The following is a 21925-nucleotide window of genomic DNA, read 5'->3' on the forward strand; positions in this document are numbered from 1 at the left end:
GAGTTGGCCAAGATAGTAAAATGGTACAAACTCTAAGGAGAGGAATTTTGCCAAATTATCAACCTCGATATGTGAAGCAACAGCGATTTTTTAATCAATTCATCGAAAATTGTCTTCACACGCAAGCGCCAACTTTTGATAAAGAACAAAATATCCCGCGCGATTTTTTTTATACGTTAGCCCAAAATGGTTTTTTAGGCGCTTGCATTCCTAAACAATTTGGCGGGCAGCAATGGGATGAATTGACCATTGGGATCATGCATGAATCGTTTGCTAAAGAGCTTTGTTCCTTGGCAAATATTTTAACTGTATTGGGCATGGTGAATAAGTCACTCATACAGTTTGGTTCAAAAGTGCAGAAGCAAACCTGGTTACCCCAGATTGCATCAGGGAAAATTTTAGCTGCATTCGCATTCACTGAATCTAATATTGGTAGTGATTTGGAACACGTTGAAACTCAGTTGTTGGATAAAGGTGATGAATTGATTCTAAAAGGGAGTAAAAAATACATCACTTTAGGACAAATAGCGGATTTGTTTCTAGTTTTAGCAAACTGTCAAGGACAGCCTACTGTGATTTTAGTTGAAAAGGACACGCCAGGCGTAACTATTTCACCAATGTCTAATTTTTTAGGTTTACGTTCTAATATGTTGGCAGAAATTTTTTTTGATAATTGCCGCATCCCTAAAACAAATCTATTGGGGAGTATTGGTATGGGTTTAGCCTATGTGGCCCAAACTGCTTTAGATGAAGGACGCTATACAACAGCGTGTGGATGTGTTGGTTTAGGACAAGCATGCCTGGATGCGGCTCGTGGCTATGCCCAAGAAAGAAGACAATTCGATCGTCCATTAGATGAGCATCAGTTAATTCAAAAAATGATAGCTGAAATGGTGGTGCAAGTTAAAGCTGCCCGAGAATTGTGTTTTTATGCAGGAGAACTGAGACAACAAAAAAATCCGGCATACATTGCTGAAACCTTAGTAGCAAAATATGTTGCCTCTAAAATGGTTGTTTTTGTATCGAATCATGCAGTGCAAATATTTGGTGCAGCGGGTTTTGATGACGCTTATCCTGTTGAACGATATTATAGAGATGCCAAGGTAATGGAGATTATCGAGGGGACCTCACAAATGCACGAGATTCTCATTTCGAAGCTTTGCATCAATTAAAAAGGGTATTTTTATACAATGAGATCCTCTGAACAGTACCCAACAATTTGCTCCTTATTCGAAGAGCAAGTAAAGAAAAAACCGGAAAATACGGCAATTTATCTGGAAGATCGGCACATTTCGTATGATGCATTTAATAAACAAGTCAATCAATATGCACGATATCTGCAAAGAAAAGGGCTGCCATTAAATGGAATTGTTGGCATTCAACTCATGCGTTCTTTTGAAATGCTCGTGGCAATTTTTGCAGTATTAAAGGCAGGAGGAGCCTATTTACCAATAGATCCCCTGGCTCCTGTAATGAGAAATCAAACCATACTTGAAGACAGTCAAATCAAATTTCTCATCGTTGATGAGAGTTTATTATTGGCAGAAAAATCCGGATTATTAGATGATAAGGATAATCTGCACGTATTAAGTATTCGTGACAATGTGAGCCATGAAGAATGCCATAATTTAAACTTGCGCCGAGGAAAACACGATTTAGCTTATGTGATGTATACTTCAGGTACTACAGGCAAACCCAAAGGGGTCATGATTTCACATCAAGCCCTCGTTAATCGAATTCTATGGATGCAAAATACCTTTCCCTTACAACGCCATGACGTAGTATTTCATAAAACACATATTTGTTTTGACGTCTCTGTGTGGGAGACCTGTTGGTGGGCTATTGCGGGTGCTGGAGTAGCTCTCTTGCCGCCCCAAAAAGAACATGATATTAAGTTATTTATTCATATGATTGAGCAATATCAGCTCAGCGTCATTCATTTTGTACCCTCCATATTACGTATCTTTTTAAGTTATATTAAAGAAGATTTTTCGATAACTCGCTTAAGCTCGTTAAAGTATGTCTTTTCAAGTGGAGAGGTGCTTGATGCGCGAAGTGTTAATCTATTTAATAAGCTGTTTCAAGATCAAAAAACATTATTAGTCAATTTATATGGACCTACAGAGGCCACAATAGATGTTTCTTATTTTATTTGTGAAAAGCACAAATGTTATCGGACTATTCCAATTGGAAAGCCCATCCAGAATATTCAATTTTTTGTGTTAGATGAGCGACTTGATTCAACCGGTTTCGAACCCGGAGAACTGTTCATTTCCGGAATTGGATTAGCTCAAGGTTATTTAAATAATCCAGCGCTTACTCAGGCATCGTTCATAGACAATCCTTACTTGCCTGGAGAAAAAATGTATTGTACTGGAGATATAGTACGTTGGAATAAAGAGCATGAATTATTATTTTTGGGCCGTAAGGATGATCAAGTAAAATTACATGGTATCCGTATTGAATTAGGAGAAATACACTATCATTTATTAGCGCATCCCAACATTCAGGATGCAGTTGTAGTCTGCGAGAAAGTGGATTTTCTTGATCATCGAATGGTTGTGTTCTTAATTGCTAATAACCAACAAATAAAACCTAGTAATGCTGAGCTTAAATTGTTTTTAAAAAACAGGCTCCCAGAGTACATGGTGCCGGAGCATTATATATGGTTAAGCGCATTGCCAATAAAAGAAAATGGAAAAATAGATAAAGAGAAACTATTGAGTTTCATTTAGCCTAAATAACATCATGAAATAAAAATACTCAATTGGGTTGTTATTTAATTCAAATAAAAAAAATAACCTATATTTAAAATATACCAAAGAGTAAAGCAGGGTCCTTTTAATTATGAATGTAAATAACCACTCAAACAAAGTTGCTATTGTGGGTATGGCTGTAAAATTGCCTGGAGCCAATGATCTTGAGGAATATTGGGATCTCTTAAGGTTTGGTAACGAAGCGGTTAGTAAATTTTCTGCAGAGCAATTACAGCGGTCGGGCATTTCAGAGCAGTTAATCGATGCCCCTTATTATAAACCATATAGGGGAATATTAGATGACTTAGAATCGTTTGATACTCCTCCGTTTGCAAGTACCACCAAAAATTTTGAATTATTAGGCGTTCAAGGCAAAGTGATGTCCCATCTAACTTATCGTGCTTTGAGTACCATGAGAAGTCAGGCAAACAACTCAAATAACTTCATCAAAAATACGTCTGTTTATATTGGGGCAAATAATCAACCCGCCTCTCATTTCTTGGGCGCAGCCTATTACCAAGCGATTGATACCCAAAAAGCGATAGAAAGGTATTATTCAAAAGTAATCGCCCCCTATATTTCTTATCAATTTGGATTTCAAGGAAGCTCCATTGATTTATATACCGCGTGCTCGTCTTCTTTAACTGCTGTGATTCAAAGTTGTCGCGAGTTAAATGGTCATTTATGTGATATGGCAATTGCAGGTGCGTGCTTAATCGATTTACCTCAAGAAATTGGATATATTTATGAAGAGAATGGCTTATTTTCCTCTGACGGTCATTGTCATTCTTTTGATGCTTCAGCATGCGGCACTTTATACTCCAGTGGTGCTGGGTTGGTTGTTTTAAAACGGCTTGAAGATGCAATTGCAGATAATGATCAAATCCATGCGGTTATTATCGGAGCCGCTATGAATAATGATGGTAATTCTTCAAAAGAAGGATTTATGGCACCAGGGATTCATGGCCAATATACTTGCTTGCAGTCGGCTTGGAAAAATGCTGGGATTGAGCCAGGTGATCTTGATTATATTGCAGCCCATGGCGCTTCAACCAAATTAGGCGATGCAACAGAAATATATGCCCTAAAAAAAGCGTTCAAAGATGTTACAAAAACTCATCGTTGTCCACTAAGCTCGGTAATAAGTAATCTGGGCCATACGGGTATAGTATCCGGTATGGCTTCAATCATTAAAACGGTACTTATGCTCCAAAATAAAGCTATTGTTCCTTCAATTAATTTCGAAACTCCGAATCCAGATTTTATGTTGGACGATTCGCCCCTATATATTGCCACTGAATTTCAAGATTTTCCCACAATTAAAAAACACTATTTAGCTGGAGTTTCTAGCTATGGCGCGGGAGGAAGTAATACACACCTGGTTATGCATAGCTATGATGAATAAGTGGTCACTCCGTATCAAGCGGCAGGGTGTAGGTGAGGGAGTTTTTTTCTTAACTTAGCCTGATGATTCAATACCCGAATTCGACTTCAAGGGGATAAAACGATTCAGCTTACCTGAATACAAATAGATAATTTCAGGCACCTCAAGAATCGTTACTTTGGCATCAGGAAAACCTACGTTGCTTAACCGTAAGCGTATCTTCTCTTGCAATTGGCGTTTGTTTACAAAACCATTGGTTACAATCTTAATGTTAGCTCCATCTATTGTTTGTTCGACCTGATATTCCTGAATATTTTTTTCTGGCAAAAGCGCTCCTAAAAAAAGCGAATGATGCACAAAAATATTGCCAGGATAAGTAAAGTCACATCCAGGTCGGCCTTTAGGTGCTTTTATAAGCTGATAATGGATGCCGCAATCACAGGTTTTATTTAAAAATAAAATTTCGTCCGAGTTTTCATAGCGGATTAGCGGCAAAGTATAATTATATAAATTAGTGATATACACTTTGGTTGCCATAATTCCTTTATCAACAGGGCGATTTTGTTCGTCCAGAGGCTCAATAATACATTGATCATCATTCAAGTGCATCTCATCCGTATTCGCCCGGCAATTTAAGCCGGCCATCCCCTCGGTACAGCCAAATATATTAAAAATATCCACTTTAGGCCAAGTTTCTTTGATTAAGGCTAAGGTTTGTTCAAAAAGGGGTTCTCCGCCAAGAAAAAGAATCTTAGGTTCGATTTTTATTTGTCCTTTTTGAACTAATTGACATACTTTGTGAATGTATGAAGGAGCGGCGGTTATGACTTCAGGAAGAATTTGATTGAGACGAGTAATAACTACGTTTAAAGGGGTTACAGCCATAGGCAGAAAATACGTATTTTCATTATGCAGCCAAAAAGTTTTTGCTAAAGAGTAGGCGGCAATAGCCGTATTTGTTACAAACAGGCTTACCGTTTTTGAATTTGCATTTAGTTTTGTCGTTACAATGTGTGTGCGTTCATTATTGTAGAGTGGGAAGCGGATGAATGCAGTGTGAAAGGTAATCCATTCATCCCAATCATAAATAAATATACCCCGTTTCCCACTGCTTCCTCCAGTTGCCACGACATGATAATTGGAGAATAGATACAATGTGTCAAGTCGATCATTTTTTTGTCTCATATGCTTTTCAACTAAGGCTAATGAAAGCTTAGGATTGGTGACAATTGCATCCCAATTTTCCATTAGGATGGTTTTATTTATAGTAGGAAGCTCATCTAATCGCTCTTTGGTGAAGTTCTCTACATTGATTTTTGCGAGTGTTTTTTTATACCAAGGAGATTTTGATTTGGCATGAAGTAATAATGCTCTCAGCCTTTTATTGATCAGGTCTTGCAGTATTTCTTTGGAATAGCGGATTGCTTCTCGATTTTTTTGAAATTGCTCTTCGAAATCTCGAATATGATGTAATGTTAATTCACGTGGAGTTATTGACCTATAATTCTTCTCAGAGGTTCGATTAACCAAATGATTGAGCCTGTTTAAGAAGCGAAAAAACGACATATAATTACCTTTCTTATACCCATTCGCATGTTTTTAATCCTTTGATTGTAGTATAGATTGTTTTTTACCTTTGTTTGATGTATCAGTGGGATTTGGCTAAATCTTGAATAGGTGATTTGCCAAAATAACGACTATATTCGCGACTGAATTGAGATACACTCGAATACCCTACATGAAAGCTGGTATTGGTTACATCCATGATTCTAGCAACTAAAAGGTTGCGCGCTTCCTCTAATCGTAAAGTTTTCTGATATTGAAGAGGACTCATTAGTGTTAGTTTCTTAAAATAGGTATGAAAGGGAGACAGGCTCATACCGGCGATTTTTGCCAGATCTTCTATTTTTGCAGCTTGATTGTAATGGCTCTTAAGCCAAGAAATTGCTTTTGAAACTTTATAGGTATTAGAGTCTAATATACCAATTTGCGCAATTGATGCTCCAATTGGACTGCGTAATAATCGGATCAGAATTTCATCGATTACCAATGGAACGAGTAGATCTACATCCTCTTGATTAAGAATGATTTCCATTAAACGAATGGCTGATTTCACAATATTTGGGTTACTCTTCCCAACATAAATTGGACGAACATCCGATTTTTTGGGGACACCATGAGGGAAAATTTTTAAAATCAGTTCAGCCATTTTATGCGGGTCAATTGGAATGACTAAGCAAAGATAGGGTTTTTCTTTGCTGGCCTCAACAACTTTTACGTTGAGAGGAACCTCAGCAGCATACACTACCATGTTGGAATGGTCATAATTAAAATAATTATTAGTCAGCGAAACGGATTTTGTTCCTTGAGCAACAATGCACATTCCCGGTTGAGCCAGGCTATAGGTTTTTTCATGTGTTGTTTTTGAGGCCCTAAAAACATGCAGTCCTTCAACGTTTAAATCAAATCGATCATCATGAGGGGCATATTTTTCTAAAAGTTTTGCAAGTTTATATAAATCCTCTTCGTCGGGAAAATCATCCTGATTTCCCGCAGTGGGGAACTTTGTAACATTGTTTACTTTTGACATACTATTTACCTCAAATATCATGATAAACGATTCAGATCGTTTGTCCACCATCAACTACTATAGCAGCTCCAACAGTAAATGCCCCGGCATCCGAGCATAACCAGATAACCGTTTCAGCTATCTCCTCGGGTTTTCCCATTCGTCCAACAGGTTCCTGAGCGATAACTCGTTGTCTTCCCTCATTTGTACCTTCGGTAAAGCGATCCATCATAGGCGTTTCAATAATGCCAGGGCAGACGGCATTAATGCGAATATTTGCATCGGCGTAATCGAGTGCTGCTGATTTAGTTAGGCCAATCAAACCGTGTTTGGTTGCTGCATAGGCAGCTTGTCCCCGAAATCCTTTGACTCCGGCACCTGATGATGTATTGACAATAACGCCGCCACCTTGTTTTAACAGCAGCGGAATTTGATGTTTCATACAGAGAAATACACCTTTTAGATTGACAGCTAGTAGTTGGTCCCACTCTTTAAGTGTAATATCAATCACTGGTTTTAGGGGCTGTTCAATGCCTGCATTATTAAAGGCAAAGTCCAATCGCCCAAATGTTTTAATTGTTTGATCAAGGGCACTTATGATCTCCTCCTCATTGGTAACATCGCAATTGATTGGAAGTGCTGTGCCTCCCGATTTTTTAACAAGATTTGCTGTTTCCTGCACGTTTTTATCAGATAGTCCAGTTGCGATAACTTTAGCGCCTTCGCGGGCGAATGCAAGGGCTGCTGCTCGGCCTATGCCTGTACCTGCTCCGGTAATAAAAGCCACTTTTTCACTAAATTTAGTCATAATCATCACCTTTTCTTCCTATCCCATGCATCCTCGTGTCTTTTTAACCGTTAAGTGCGCGGGGATTATTCGAGTTGAAGTGTTGCCATATCGATGACAATTCGATGGGGCACTTCGCCTTTTTCCAAACGTTCAAAAGCATCATTAATCTCATTCATTCGAATAATTTCGCACTCGGGGTGAATATTGTGTTCAGCACAGAAATTTAGAACCTCCTGTGTTTGCCTAATCCCGCCAATTAAAGACCCCGCTACGCTACGATTACCAAAAATCATTGGCATGGTATTTGGTTCTTCTAGAGGGCCAACCTGTCCTACGATGACAAGAGTACCTTTGACATCGAGAAGTGGTATATAAGGGGTAATATCATGCTTGACGGGGATGGTGTTGATGATGACATCGAGCGAATTCTCTGCTTGAGTCATTGCCTCATCATTGCTTGAAATCAAGACATGATCAGCCCCTAATGAAAGCGCTGATGTCTGTTTTGCTGCCGAATGGGTAAGTACGGTTACCGATGCACCCATGGCTTTTGCAAGTTTTACCGCCATATGCCCCAAACCACCCAGGCCGATAACACCAACGCGACTATTGGGGCCGACGTTATAATTGCGTAAAGGAGAAAAGGTAGTAATTCCTGCACAAAGAATCGGTGCGGCACGGCTGATATCCAGCATATCAGGCACAGAAAGTACGAAATTTTCATGAGCAACAATATGTTTTGAGTAACCACCATACGTTATATTGCCTGAAATTCTATCCGGGACGTTGTAGGTTTGAACGCTTCCTTCCCGGCAAAATTGTTCTTCACCTTTTTGACATTGGTTGCATTTATGGCAACTATCGACCATACAACCGATTGCAACATTATCCCCAACTTTGTATTTAGTAACATTTGGACCAATCTCAATAACTTTGCCAACAATTTCATGACCAGGTACCATTGGGTACTGGCTGAATCCCCAATCATTCTTAACCTGATGAAGATCCGAGTGGCAAATTCCACAGTAAAGAATTTCAATTGCCACATCATTAGGGCGAAGATCACGTCTTTCAAAATGGAAAGGTACTAGCTTAGATTCTGATGAGTGTGCGGCATAACCAATCGTTTTCATTAAGAACTCCTGTTTTTTCAAGTCCTAATATTCGTCTATTAGAATAGTCAATTTCTAAGTTAATTGTAGGAGGAAGGAAGTTAAAATTATTGACTGATTATTTTTAATGTTTGCCTATTCCTTCTAATTAAAAGAACAAGAATTAAAAAAATAGGAGCACAACGGTTTAGCAAGGTCGGGCCATGTCGAAGCCCTATTTGGGACATGCCACTTTATGGAACCAAATAGCTCTTCGCGAATAGGTTGGTTCGCTTGCCCCACCAACTTGCTTCGTCATTTTCAGGTATTTTTTTAGGGGCGTTGAAAATGCTGTTTCTCGATTTACTCACGGTAAGTGTTGTAGCTAATTCTGCTTGGGAGCTGTTTAGTGTAGTTAAAATTTTAACGGCCTGAGTTTCTGTGAATTTTTTAAACAATTGAGTATTAATAAAGATAAGAGCCCTTTTCTCAATGGTGGGATATTCTTTCTTAAATTCGACAGCCCCCCGGAGCATTAGGGTTAGAGTTTCTCTTTTATAAATATTAAAATAAATATTTTTTATTGTATTGTGGTGCTCATGGATCTGGGCACATGCATTATTAAAATCAACAATAGCTTTTGGAATTTTATTATTTCTTCTAAGCCTTTTATATTGTCTTTTTGTGGGCACAATACCTTGTTCTGCTAGTATTTTCAAAGAATAGGCATAATTGCTTTTTGCATTACTTGAGTATTTTGCAGGGGATGGGTTTTGCTGATTTCTTGGGCGAAGTAATAATTTTCGAAGTTGTTTTTCCAGTGTATGCAAAGTGGGCCTATGTTCTGGCTTGGGGGCTAGACATAGTTGAATCAGACGATTGATATCCGAAGATGGCTTTAATACAGATTGCATCATAGAGCCTAGAGCGTAAACATCCATGCTTTTTTGGGCAGATATCGGCGTTTTCGACCAGCATTCGGGTGCAATTTGCGTATATTTCTTTTTTTTTGACATCCGATCTTCATTAGAGTCTACAGCAAAGATATCAGGATCGAGTAGCTCATCTTTCTTTACGGAAATACCACCATCAAGTAAATAACTTTTACCAGAGTTTATGTCATAATGGATATTATCTGCTTTTAAATCCAGAACAATATATCCCTTATTATGACAATCTTTTAATGCTTCAATTGCAGAAATAAAAAGTTTTATCTGTTGCATTTGATTAGTAAAATGCAACTTCTCATAGGGTATGCCAACAATATAAGGAAGCACCAGGCGATAAGTATTCTCTTGTTCTATTAATTCAATATTTTGTGTAGGGTAAAGAGTCTTGAAAAATTGATATTTATTATAAACTTCTTTAAAACCAATATCATCTTGATCCCTAGGCTTAAGTACTGCACATGATCTTTGACCATCAGCGGATTGAAATTTTCTTGCTTTGGCGTATGTTCCTGAACCAATGTTTTTTTCTGGATAATATTCTGTTTCTCCTTCACTTTCGTAACACGATTCCTCAGAATTATCATCATCATGGAATTTATAGTTTTTTGGCATATCCTTTGCCCTTCTCATACTGAATTCCCTAAATCAATTCTGCTTATTTTATAAGGAAAAGTCCATTGAGTGATAAAAAAATACTCTGATTTTTTTCAACGAATGAATTTGTTGGGTCGAACGACCCAACTTGCTCTAAGTATAAAATAGAAAAGAGCAATTAAAATTCAAAGCCAGGAGTTTGATTTTGTTGTTCAGCAAACATATTGGTGTATGCTGCATAAAATGCAGTCATGGCAGCCACTCCAAAAGCCACAGTAACTGCAGCCTTTATTGCTTTTCTTTTAAAAAATGCATATTGCTCCATTTTATTCTCCAAAAAATCGATGATAGTATAAATGATTGAGCTTTTAGTCAAATATTCGACCTATTTTTGCAGTAAAGAGCAAGTAGGAGGTAATCTTGACCAACAACCAATCTATCGAAAACTCCTATAATATTGAGTCGAACGATCCAATCTATCTTGCAGAAGTTCTTCCGTAGAACTCTTTTTTAATATCTTGGAGCGATCGCGAGCAGTACAAGGACTCAAACATAAAGAAATTCAACTATCGTAAAAATAATCACAAAAGCCTTAAATTTTTATATTATGAGTAAACTCCGGATGCTCCTGTTTAAATTCGTCAATAGCACTAGCAAGAGTTCTATTAGGGATAATTACATCCTCAGGTCGCTGATTAGGTTTCAATTCTTTGCGATTCATTGGTGCATTTCTTTCTTTCTGTAACCATTTTAAAACCGCAGATTTTTCATAAGTTTGTTCATCCAGCAATAAGATTACAGGTTCATTCATCAATTCCCCAGTGATTGGGCATTCAAAACTTCTAGGGATACTTACTTCTTTAGTTTGAGGTAAAGAATTTCCAAATATCCCTATTTTTGCTGGTAATGAACTATTATTTATACCCTCACTCTTTTCTAATTGCGACAATTTTTCTTTTGTTGATTTTATCTTTTTAAATTTTTCGATGGCTCCATCAACTTTACTACTAAATTCAGATGTTAAATTAATCATATCCAATATATTGCTAACAGTTGCAGCAGGATCCTGAGCTGCATCATCCAGTTCTTTTATTTTAAGTTGAGCATCGTTAGCCCACATCTTTAAGTTGGTATCATTTTGACGAGAACTGTCTGATTGGCATCGGTCGAGTTGTGAAGATATATTTCGTTTAAGTGATTCGATTATTTCTAGTTTGTGGCTTAAAATAGCCTTTTTTAGCGCATCATTTATTAAGTCCTCATTGCCCAAAATAGAAGCTTTATTCAGATAAACAATGTCATTACGCATAGCGAATGTCATAAATTCCTCACACCAATATATATAGGGCTTTAATGCACTATTTATCGCTTTATTTAAACAGGGTGGAAAAAATAACTCAAAGTAAGGTTCATCATCTTTAGGTAAGAGGCTTTTCACACCTAAGGAAAAATTTCCCTTACCATTTAAGTCTTTTAACAAGACATCATATGCTACCGTCCTATTTTCTTGATTTTTAAATAAGATGGAACGAACATCTACTAAAATCTCTTTAAATCTATTGCTTTGTTTTTCATCAAGATTTTTGTTAGTTAAAATACTCTCGATGCTTAATACCAAATTGTTCAACGAGGATGGATTTTGTTTTTCTAATTCATTTTTTCTGGCAATGCTAGTTAATTTCCAAAGCTCTGCGCGGAACCTCATTCTATCTTCGGAAGAAGTTAATGTTTCATACTGATTATCTATCAATCGCATAATGGACTCTATTATTTATATATTTATAATTTGTAAGAATTCGATTTTCATCCTAAAAAAATCCAATTAATTATTTTGTAAAGACTTATTTTAAGAAGTTTTATAAAAAAAAACACTGTCATTCCTAACAGTGAAAAAAAGCTGCTTGATTCCCCACAGCCAAAAACAATGGGACTAAGGCTTCCATCGCAAGAAAGGGCATAAGCTAGTAGGTTAAAAGTAATTGCAAGGACAATCCAAAAGCTCAACGAACACAGCCAAGTTATGAATGTGCAATGTGCCACTGACCATTAAGGAAAAAGGGTTGCGTCCACTGTATTTGTAACTGTTCGTTTTTATCCTTAAGTGATTTCGTTAATTGATTTGCCCGCACGGTAACTGAATGATTCGAATTATCAATCTTTTTAATGGAAATTAAATTGCTTTGTTGATAGTTAATAAATTGCGGCAATAAGATGTCAACGTTTGCGTCTTTTGCATCAACATCGATAACACAATCATCAAGATTAGCGACATACTGGCTGTTTTCACTACTGTGAATCGTCCTGTGCTTGCAATGATTTGCTGATGATACCAGCAGCTCATTTGCATTATATTTTTTAGCTTGGGCGAGGCGATTCAAAAACTCCGCAAGATCGCCACTATAGCCACATAAGTTAATGCGAATGAAGGCATCTGTAGCACCCATCGCGTTACCATTATCCACTGCAACATTAAGATCTTTCAGCAGAACCTCCTCGCCAGTCATTTTTGCAATGTCTGGGCTATTGAGCTTTGCAAAAAAAGTAGGACTGCCTGGAATGCTTATGACTTCTGTTCCAGGATAACGCTTAAGTATCTCTGTTTTGACCATGTTATGCCGCTTTACAATAGTATGAAAGGCATCGGTGCGAAGGGCTTGTCCTGCATCAGGAAGTGCGACCAGAGCAGACATAAGATTCAACGCGTCAGCAACACCGGGTGTGCTTTCTCCTGTTGTTAACTTCCAGGTATAGGAAAAGAAATTATGAAAAATACTGGCAGCATATGAATCACTCATAGGAAACCACATATAACCAAGGCGATATCCCGGTTTTCCAAGTGCTTTGGAAACAGAATTAAACGCCAGAACATGTTTGCCCTCATTCCTTGCTTTAGTAAGCCAAGCAATATTGTCTTTAATATATCCCGTACCATCACTACCATAGGATGGTGAAGAAAAGACTAAATCAGCAATGATGATGTCTGCTTGCGTATAGGGCTTGCGAAATGTGCCGTCAGGATTATTGGGTGAGGTTACAAATTCAACCACGGTTTCATCAGGTTTTGGCTTCACTTCACTCGGATCGTTAAAGCCTTGAAATCGTGCATTTGGATAGGGTCGAAAAGTCACTGCGTGCTCATGGAATGAATAAAAAGGGATCTTTTCAACAAAAAGGAAGCGTTTTTGTGGTTCTGTTGCAGCGATAGCATAAACTAGGGCAAAAATAATTTGCAGTGATCCATTCGATGGACAAAAGGCATAGTTTGTTTCACGCGGATCAAAAAACAATTCCTTATTACCAATGCGTGCATGATAAGCGCGAAGCGTTTGATCTATTTCATTAAAAAAAGCTACGCTTGAAGGGATGAGTAGGCTTTTTTCACCAGGTTGCCCCAGATAAACAGCACTGTCAAAAACATGTACCGCTGGAGGGTTGAGTAGGCCATAACGTTGGTACAATTCAGTGAACATCGGCGTTTCGTTTGGTCGCATGTAAATTAGAGGCTCAGAGGCATTGGCAGAGGCAGTAACAAATACAAACAGTAAAAAAATCCTAGACTGAAATACTGCCTTCAAAGAATTCATTCTAAGCATCAACCAATCTCCTATAAATCAGCTCCTTTTTACACATAGTTACAATAAGATTACAAAGGGTCAAGCTTTTTATTTATTAGCTCCAATGAAGCAACACGCTATTTTGGGATATTGAGTTTAATAAGCTTATCAGCTTAAGATAACTATTTAGTAGTTGATCAACATCTGGATTTACAATGCAATCAGAAGAAATATCAAATGAAGAGAAGCCAGTCCTTTCTGATGAAGAACTACATGTTCAAGCGAATCAGTATATAAGTGAATTTAATCAACTGATTTTTCAGAATCTTCCCTCTGTAATATCACAGATCATTGAGCGGGAAGTTTGGAAAAAAAGAAATAACCCCTATAAAAATTTTGGGGAATATGCCCTTGATAAATCATCAGACGGCTTGGGTATTACTAACAATGAAATGCTGTGGTTATTGCGGTCTGCTATGGATATAAATACGCAGCATGTAGCTCATTGGGGTGATGTGCTTAGTATGGTGGATAACTGTGTCAGAGTGTATGCAAAGGAAAATAAAATTTCTATTAAAAATTTGAATAATGATCTTAGGGAGCAAGATAATACGAATCCTAATTTGTATCAGGAAAACACTATTACATATTTACCCTCTCGTTCGAGATCTGTTGATGGCCAACTTTTGAAGCTAAAAAAGAAAGATCCCCTCGCCTATGAAAACGTGATACAAGGAAAAATAAATATAAACGACGCTTGGGTCAAAGTTCCTAGAAAACAACAACAGCCTATTGAAACAATTAAAAATAAATTTTTTAACTTGTCTAAATCAGATCGTGAAGCTTTTTTGGAGTGGCTTGAACAAGAAAAAGATAAGCTTCAAAATTAAAATTCGCACAAGGCTAGTACTGCAATTTTGGGAATGATGCATTTACGAATATACCTATGATGTATTTGTACTATGATTCTCATGTTAATGATCTTTATACAGCACTGTTGGCATTGCATCTGCTGATATTTCGAAACCAATAGCGAATATCAGCGTAATTTTATCAAAGACTTTTCTGTGGTACTATTTTTCTTACATAAGGAGAGCTCATAAAAAGGAGAGGGCATGCCAAAAACACTTATTAAAGTAGATCTCAATAAAAAACCTCATGAGCAACCATATCCACTTCATAATCGATGGCATCCTGATATTCCTGCCGTAGCAACTGTAAAACCTGGAGATGTTTTTCGTGTAGAATGTCTTGATTGGACAGGAGGACAAATAAAAAATAATGATGATGCAGATGATATTAAATATGTTGATTTAGCCCAAGTGCATTATTTAAGTGGTCCTATAGCAGTTCAAGGAGCACAACCTGGTGATATTTTAGTAGTGGAAATTCTCGACATAGGTGCACTTGAAGGAGCGGAATGGGGGTTTACTGGAATTTTTGCTCATGAAAATGGAGGGGGTTTTTTAACTGACCACTTTCCTCATGCCGCAAAAGCTATTTGGGATTTTGAAGGTGCATTTACCTCCTCTCGGCACATTCCAGGTGTTCGCTTCCCAGGGATACTTCACCCCGGCCTAATTGGCTGTGCTCCTTCTCATGAACTTTTAGCTCAATGGAACCAACGCGAAGAGGAGCTTAACGCGAAAGATCCTAAACGGATTCCTCCTTATGCTGAATTACCGCAGAAAAAAGGAGCATTATTAGGAAGATGTTCACATAATGATTATGAAAAAATTGCTCATCAAGCGGCTCGTACTATTCCTCCGCGAGAAAATGGTGGAAATTGTGATATTAAAAATCTAACAAAAGGGTCGCGTATTTTCTTTCCTGTATTTATAGAAGGCGCTCATCTTTCAGTAGGCGATATTCATTTTTCTCAAGGAGATGGTGAAATTAGTTTTTGCGGTGGAATTGAAATGGCAGGATGGATCATCTTAAAAGTAGATCTTATCCCTCAAGGATGCAAAAAATATTCACTTAAAAATCCACTTTTTTATACCCCTGCTTTAGAACCACATTATTCTCGCTATTTTATATTTGAGGGAATATCGGTTGATGAAAAAGGAAAACAACATTATTTAGATGCTACTATTGCGTATAAACAAGCGTGCTTGAATGCAATTGAATATTTAAAAACCAAAATGGGCTTCAGTGGAGAACAAGCATATCTTTTATTAAGTGCAGCTCCTATCGAAGGACGCATCAGTGGAATTGTAGACATACCCAATGCGTGTTGTACTCTTGCTTTACCGCTTGATATTTTTACGAGCGATATTATGCTTCGTTAATTTAAATAAATTGAGCGCTTTACTGCACGCGGTAATTCAGGTGTACGTTGAATTTCGTCTATGATTGCTTTATTGATTCGATTAACAAAACCAACAGGATCTTGTTTTGCAACGTTGGATTTTCTATTTTCGAAATAACCTTAAGCAAAGCCCCGCCAATGTTCTATAATTTAACATATCATGATTTAACCTTATACTATGACTACTCAAGAAAGCATTGTTCCAAGAATTAATGAATATCTGAAAGCACAAAATATTCCGTTGAAATTTGATGAACAGGGAGTATGTAATGGCTTGGCCTCGTTATATGCAAAATATGTACTTGAAGGACGTGCTGATGAATTCCAAGACTTATTGAAACGAGCGTCAAATGTAACCGCATATGATGAGGAAGTAAATACCTTTATAAACCAAGTGTTACTTACCATGGAACCAGAGTTGTTCAACAAAAATTTAAACCAAAATAACAGTTATCAGGCATTAAGCGTCAATCAAAAAGAAGGTGATAAGGTTACCTCAAAGAGTATGAAAGCATGTTTTGATATATCCTTGGTAGGTAGAAAAAAAACTATGGCTAATCTTATCAAAAATATAAAGCTTCAGGAAAATGAAGTAATGCTTATTTCCACACCAGACCATGCTATGGGGATCAGAAAAAAAGGCGATAAATATTATTTGTATGATCCTAGCTCGATAAGAAAAGAAATTAAATGTGATGATGAAGCTGCTATAGTTAATTACTTGTCATTTTGGTACGGTAGTAGTGATGGACTCGCACTGAACATTCGGGTGATAAATAATCCTCATATCAGCCCAAGAAATGATTTTCCTTCTCTGGACATATTCGCTGAGGATCCTAAGTGTACTATTAAAGTAGCTGGGCAACATTATAATAATTTATCTTTTTTTGCAGAAAATAGTAATAGTGCAGAGGTGATGGGACAAATTATCGAAGTCGGGAATTGGTCCATTTCAGAATACTCCGATGCCGCGTCCAAGGCTGTTATAAATAATAATCATGAGTCGCTAAAGGCGCTTTTGCCTGCTTTAAATGAAAGTGATTTGCCAAACCTCATTTTTCAAGCATTAGTATATGGTAGACGCCAAAGTTATCAAACCTTACGTAACTGGCTGCCTTTTTCAGAGAAATTTAAGGATGTTTTTAAAGATGAAACCATGACTAATTCTTTACTGGCAGCTGCAGCTAATGGAGGAAACCCTGAACTGTTGAGTGATTTTTTCAATGAGTTAACCGAATTCGAACCTCAGAATATAATCACCAAGAAATTATATTTTGATGGCACGGAAGATATGATACAGCATGCTATTAAAAGTGATAATCCGGATTGTGTGCGAATAATGTTGAGCAAAATTTCATCCATTGAAGTTCCACTCGATACGAAATTGAGCTATTTAATCGATGCCATCAAGAGAAACAATCCATCCATAGCCAACGTATTAATTAAAGAGTTGAATATACCTAGAGAGTCTTTAAGTAGACTTAATATTCCCATGGCAAATTTTGAAAAAACAGATACCTACCTTTTGCAAATACTGAAAGATAATGGTATGCAATTTTCAGAATATCAAGAAAGAATATTTGAATATAAAACCCAGCATAAACCAATGGGAGTGACACTTGCTATTGGCATAGTGCTGCAAAAATTTACCGATTATTTTCAAGGTAAAACACTGTCCGTTGAACAAGAGGAGATGCGAATTGATCTTTCCTCAGAAAATCGGACACTATCCTAAGCTTGTTTTGTGCGTGGTGATTTTTCAAAGCCGAAATGTTTATAAAAAGATTCTGCTATATCGTCAATGGGGTGAGTAATATAGCTCTTACACCGACCTCATTTGCGACCTATGTTCTTACCCTGATAATCTTTTCTAACTGCAATTCTTGCTCATCGTCAAAAACGACATAGGTCTTCGCTGAACCACTTTCATTAGCTTGCTTTATAAACCATGAATCTAAGTTTTGATTACAACTATCAAAATCACTAAGATCAAATATTATTATTAATAGGGACTGGCTTTTTTAGCATTATTCATCCCATGGTGGAGATTTGGAAAATAATTTTTTTAATCTTTCATTATCCATGGGAGGTCTGTCCAGAAGCTTTGAAAACTTTTCAAAATAAATTTTCTCTTAGAAATCCACTACAAATGCTTGACGATGTATAACTGTGTCGTACTCAAATACACAAATTCTCCCCAAATCTTCGCTATATACTCTCACAGCAAATGGCTAGCATTTAATGCACTCATTTGAATTGAGTATTCGAAGTATGTTAAATCACTCATACTTTAATGACCATGTACTCCAATGCCAGAGTATTGCCTTGGCCGCCTTCAATACAACATTTATAGCATGGAGGATGTCAAAACTGTTTTTCTCTCTAAAGTAGGGCTACCACTGGACTCTTCATTCAAGCATGCATCAAAAAATCTTAGCCCAGCTCGGCTACTTTTAGGATTATTAGGTTTGATAGATTTTTCTGCTGTTGGTAATGGCGTATTATTTTGCAGTGCATCTGGAGTATGACTTTGACTTATTTTTTCTCTCAATGGCTTCTCCATCTGTGAAGGATCTTGAGTCGATTTTTTGTTATGAAAAACGGTAGGCCAAGTAAAAGCTATCGATACGAATACCAAAATGACTGGAGACAGTATTGCCATGGTAACGGTTAATGCAAGTTTTGCTCCTATTGCTTCTCCCAATGTTTCACCAACATGAATTCCACTGCGGATTCCACCGGCAACAGAATAAGCAAGAGAATCACCTATCAAAGCAAATAATTTGAGCATATTGATGGCTCCATGCTTTATCTTTTGTACTTTTGTCTGGTTTTCTTCTGGTGGTTGATATATTGATTCAAATTTTTCTTTTAGATCGACATAGGTTTTCGGGTTAAAGACTTTATATACTTGTGAAAAAGTGTTAACCACCATGGTTGTTGAAGTACATATCATAGCAATAACATGTGCTAAAAGGGTATCGGGAGTCGCACCTAAGGAATTGAAAAGCTTATTAACCCCTGAGACAGTAGTAAACCAAGTTAGCGTCGCATAAACAGCTAAAAAGACCGTACTTACGGCTCCTAATAAGACACATCGCAAAAGACCATAGGGTTTTTTATAATCTTCAATAAAAAGATTTTTAAATTTTGTATAATTTTCACGTATGCCTGCAGCTTGAAACGAATAAAAAGAGATAGCTGCAATCACAGATAACCCAATCGTAACTGCCAAAACTAGAGGGTTAGAGGCGAGCATACCCGCCCCCAAAAAAGTGAGAAGTCCTACGAGACCAGCATATCCAGAAATGCCCGCAGAAATACATGCCAACAATGTCACCACACCAAAAAATAATTTCTGACCTCTATCGAGTATCGTTTTTTCTTTTATATTTTCTTCAAAGGTCTTAAACGTTTTTTGTTTTTGAGGCTGAAAGCCAGCACTATCAAGCATGGCTTGTCCACGACTTAATAAACACACTATTCCATTACAACAGGAAAGTACTATTGCTAAGCCGAGGCTAACGCCAAAGGGTGCCCCTAAAGTACTTAATAATCCCAGGCAAAATACCATACAAAGCGCCATGGAGGTAACGACTTTGCCAATGACTAATGGCACTCCTTTTAGCAGCCTATTTCTATTTTGAATGGGGGTTCTTGCAAATTCTTGGCTATTGCTAGAGTAGGTAGCAATTTGTAAGACCTCTTGTTTGGATAATTTTTTTCCACCCGAAAGTATCTCTCCCCACTTAAAGGTAAGGAAACTCCAAAAATAGTGGGTAAACGGACGTTTTAGAAGATCTGTTATTCGAAGATCCCCATTTAGGATCGCCTGTTGGACTTTTTGTGATTCTTTTTCAGTAAATTGATATTGGTTGAAAGAAGCTATAATCCAATCTTTTTGAGTACGAAATTTTCTTCTTAAAACCATTATGACTTCAGGACGTTTATAATTAGCAAAATCGATTTGCTCTTGTTCTAATAAACTAACTATTTCTTTCATTACGACAAATCCCTTTTAATGCAAATCATGTAGCTTATTTATAATTTCACAAGAATTCCATTTAAATTTTTAATTAATTATTAAGAGGTATGATCCGGCTATTATTTTTATTAGAAAGAATTGACATACTTTACGAGTTACATTCTAATCTTATTTTTTTCATGATGATGGACAATCGTGGCATTTTTGACTTTTCTAAAACCTGCTCCTTATCTTAATGAAATTCAGGATAAAACTGTTGTTAAACAGCAATATCGTTATTGGCGTATTCGCACTTTTTATGCAATGTATATAGGCTATGCTTTATTTTATTTCACGCGAAAAAGTTTTACCTTCGCGATGCCTGCATTACAAAGCGCCTTAGGGATGAGCAAAACCGAACTGGGAATGATTGCGAGCATTTTGAGCTTAAGTTATGGCATCAGCAAATTTTTGAGTGGAATTCTTGGCGATAAGTCAAATCCTCGTTATTTAATGGCGATTGGGCTAATTTTGACAGGTATTGCTAATATTTTGTTTGGATTGTCTTCCACCTGGTGGTTGTTTGCTATTTTTTGGGGATTGAATGGTTGGTTTCAAGGGTGGGGATGGCCAGGATGTACTAAATTATTAACACATTGGTATTCTCAATCCGAACGTGGTCGTTGGTGGAGTGTTTGGAATACATCACATAACGTTGGTGGTGCATTAATTCCATTGATTGTTGCTATGTGCGCGCAGTATTTCGGCTGGCGTTCAGCCATGTTTGTGCCGGGGGTTATCTGCATTTTAGGAGGTATTTTTTTAATCAATCGTTTAAGAGATACTCCGCAGTCGCTGGGTTTACCTGCGATAGAGCAATATCGAGGAGATTTTTCTGGTTTATCCAATCACCACCATGAAAAAACAGAACTCTCAATCAAAGAAATTCTTTGGAATTATGTGTTAAGCAACCCATATATTTGGATACTGTCCATTTCTTATTTGTTTATTTACATTGTCCGAACGGCCCTTAATGATTGGAGCATGCTGTACTTAACTGAGGTGAAGGATTATTCCTTAATCACAGCAGGTAGTTGTGTCATATGGTTTGAGGTGGGTGGTTTTTTTGGAAGTCTGGTTGCCGGATGGCTTTCTGATAAAATATTTCAAGGTAAACGCAACCCAATCAATGTTCTCTTTACTGGAGGTGTATTTGTCACTTTGTTGCTCTTTACGTTGACTAGGGGATATACACCATTCCTCGATTCATTGTTTCTTTTTTTCTTTGGTTTTTTTATCTTTGGGCCACAAATGATGATTGGTATGGCGTGTGCGGAGTTATCACATAAAAAAGCAGCGGCGACAGCAACTGGCTTTGCCGGATTTTTTGCTTATTGTTTAGGTGCTGTTCTGGCTGGTGCTCCTTTGGGTGCAATTATCAAAAATTACGGCTGGGATAATTTTTTCCTCACCTTGTTTATTTGCTGCCTGATTCCATTATTTATGATGCTGCCCCTCTGGCATGTGAAAGTCCATCCAGGGTATCGTAAAGCAGAATTTTCAGGCAAATCTGAGTTTGCTTAGCTAGCGCAGTCCCGTATTAGCGAAAGCGTAATACGGGACTTTCTCCATATCCTCATCTCTTATCAATTATTCCCTGCAAATCATTTTCATCTCTAATTCGATACCCTCAAAATCGATTTTGCCAAAGAGTACAATATTCTCGTGAGCAAGTGTAGCCCGTAAGAAGCGAAGCGGATTATGGGATTATTCCCCAAAGTCCAATGAATGAAAATGCATCTGCGCATTTCCCCAATGGGGATGAACCGGATAAGCCAAATGTTTGGGATTTAAGATGCCTAAGGAAGTGTTTATACAGCAGTATAAAGGTAGTTTCAGTCTCTAAGTGCGAATTTCTGTTTTAGAAACAGTTATAAATAACGTTATGCTTAACAGTTATTT

The 21925-nt window shown here is 37.3% G+C and carries 16 protein-coding genes; 7 read left to right on the plus strand and 9 right to left on the minus strand.

Going from position 1 to position 21925, the window contains the following annotated elements; translation table 11 throughout:
- Positions 1 to 47: 47 nt before the first annotated feature.
- The 3 genes from A8O27_RS15420 to A8O27_RS15430 all read left to right on the plus strand — a co-directional run bounded on the left by A8O27_RS15420 (position 48) and on the right by A8O27_RS15430 (position 4161).
- Complete coding sequence (locus tag A8O27_RS15420) at positions 48 to 1172, plus strand: acyl-CoA dehydrogenase family protein (protein ID WP_058457904.1); 1125 nt, start codon at positions 48 to 50, stop codon at positions 1170 to 1172.
- 18 nt (positions 1173 to 1190) lie between these two features.
- Entirely contained in the window at positions 1191 to 2735 is a 1545-nt protein-coding gene (locus tag A8O27_RS15425; RefSeq protein ID WP_058457905.1) for an amino acid adenylation domain-containing protein, read from the plus strand.
- Between the two features lie 112 nt (positions 2736 to 2847).
- Complete coding sequence (locus A8O27_RS15430; RefSeq protein ID WP_058457906.1) at positions 2848 to 4161, plus strand: beta-ketoacyl synthase N-terminal-like domain-containing protein; 1314 nt, start codon at positions 2848 to 2850, stop codon at positions 4159 to 4161.
- A gap of 54 nt (positions 4162 to 4215) precedes the next feature.
- Here A8O27_RS15430 and A8O27_RS15435 read toward each other — a convergent pair whose 3' ends face one another.
- The 8 genes from A8O27_RS15435 to A8O27_RS15465 all read right to left on the minus strand — a co-directional run bounded on the left by A8O27_RS15435 (position 4216) and on the right by A8O27_RS15465 (position 13604).
- On the minus strand, positions 4216 to 5706 hold the full coding sequence (locus A8O27_RS15435; protein WP_058457907.1) for a phenylacetate--CoA ligase family protein: 1491 nt from the start codon (positions 5704 to 5706) through the stop codon (positions 4216 to 4218).
- Positions 5707 to 5788: 82 nt separating this feature from the next.
- Positions 5789 to 6730, minus strand: a complete 942-nt coding sequence (locus A8O27_RS15440; RefSeq protein ID WP_058458094.1) for an AraC family transcriptional regulator — start codon at positions 6728 to 6730, stop codon at positions 5789 to 5791.
- 31 nt (positions 6731 to 6761) lie between these two features.
- On the minus strand, positions 6762 to 7517 hold the full coding sequence (locus A8O27_RS15445) for an SDR family oxidoreductase (RefSeq protein ID WP_058457908.1): 756 nt from the start codon (positions 7515 to 7517) through the stop codon (positions 6762 to 6764).
- 65 nt (positions 7518 to 7582) lie between these two features.
- Positions 7583 to 8632: an NAD(P)-dependent alcohol dehydrogenase gene (locus A8O27_RS15450; protein WP_058457909.1), complete on the minus strand. Its 1050-nt coding sequence runs from the start codon at positions 8630 to 8632 to the stop codon at positions 7583 to 7585.
- A gap of 212 nt (positions 8633 to 8844) precedes the next feature.
- The gene (locus A8O27_RS15455; protein WP_160116267.1) at positions 8845 to 10152 is read right to left on the minus strand and encodes a protein kinase domain-containing protein; all 1308 of its coding nucleotides are present in this window, start codon (positions 10150 to 10152) and stop codon (positions 8845 to 8847) included.
- A gap of 160 nt (positions 10153 to 10312) precedes the next feature.
- Complete coding sequence (locus A8O27_RS18815) at positions 10313 to 10459, minus strand: hypothetical protein (protein ID WP_154669251.1); 147 nt, start codon at positions 10457 to 10459, stop codon at positions 10313 to 10315.
- Positions 10460 to 10726: 267 nt separating this feature from the next.
- Positions 10727 to 11890, minus strand: a complete 1164-nt coding sequence (locus A8O27_RS15460; RefSeq protein WP_058457911.1) for a U-box domain-containing protein — start codon at positions 11888 to 11890, stop codon at positions 10727 to 10729.
- A gap of 262 nt (positions 11891 to 12152) precedes the next feature.
- On the minus strand, positions 12153 to 13604 hold the full coding sequence (locus A8O27_RS15465) for an aminotransferase class I/II-fold pyridoxal phosphate-dependent enzyme (RefSeq protein ID WP_160116268.1): 1452 nt from the start codon (positions 13602 to 13604) through the stop codon (positions 12153 to 12155).
- A gap of 299 nt (positions 13605 to 13903) precedes the next feature.
- On the opposite strand from A8O27_RS15465, the gene A8O27_RS15470 reads away from it, so the two are divergent.
- From A8O27_RS15470 to A8O27_RS15480, 3 genes are all read left to right on the plus strand, one after another.
- The gene (locus A8O27_RS15470) at positions 13904 to 14578 is read left to right on the plus strand and encodes a hypothetical protein (protein ID WP_058457913.1); all 675 of its coding nucleotides are present in this window, start codon (positions 13904 to 13906) and stop codon (positions 14576 to 14578) included.
- A 225-nt stretch (positions 14579 to 14803) separates the two neighbouring features.
- Positions 14804 to 15979: a formamidase gene (fmdA, locus tag A8O27_RS15475; RefSeq protein WP_058457914.1), complete on the plus strand. Its 1176-nt coding sequence runs from the start codon at positions 14804 to 14806 to the stop codon at positions 15977 to 15979.
- 198 nt (positions 15980 to 16177) lie between these two features.
- Positions 16178 to 17734: a hypothetical protein gene (locus tag A8O27_RS15480; protein ID WP_058457915.1), complete on the plus strand. Its 1557-nt coding sequence runs from the start codon at positions 16178 to 16180 to the stop codon at positions 17732 to 17734.
- A gap of 612 nt (positions 17735 to 18346) precedes the next feature.
- Here A8O27_RS15480 and A8O27_RS15485 read toward each other — a convergent pair.
- Complete coding sequence (locus tag A8O27_RS15485) at positions 18347 to 20002, minus strand: hypothetical protein (protein ID WP_058457916.1); 1656 nt, start codon at positions 20000 to 20002, stop codon at positions 18347 to 18349.
- Positions 20003 to 20179: 177 nt separating this feature from the next.
- Here A8O27_RS15485 and pgtP point away from each other — a divergent pair, with 177 nt between their 5' ends.
- Positions 20180 to 21547: a phosphoglycerate transporter protein PgtP gene (gene pgtP, locus A8O27_RS15490; RefSeq protein WP_058457917.1), complete on the plus strand. Its 1368-nt coding sequence runs from the start codon at positions 20180 to 20182 to the stop codon at positions 21545 to 21547.
- Positions 21548 to 21925 lie beyond the last annotated feature (378 nt).

The organism is Legionella bozemanae, assembly GCF_001648595.1.
GTDB lineage: Bacteria > Pseudomonadota > Gammaproteobacteria > Legionellales > Legionellaceae > Legionella > Legionella bozemanae.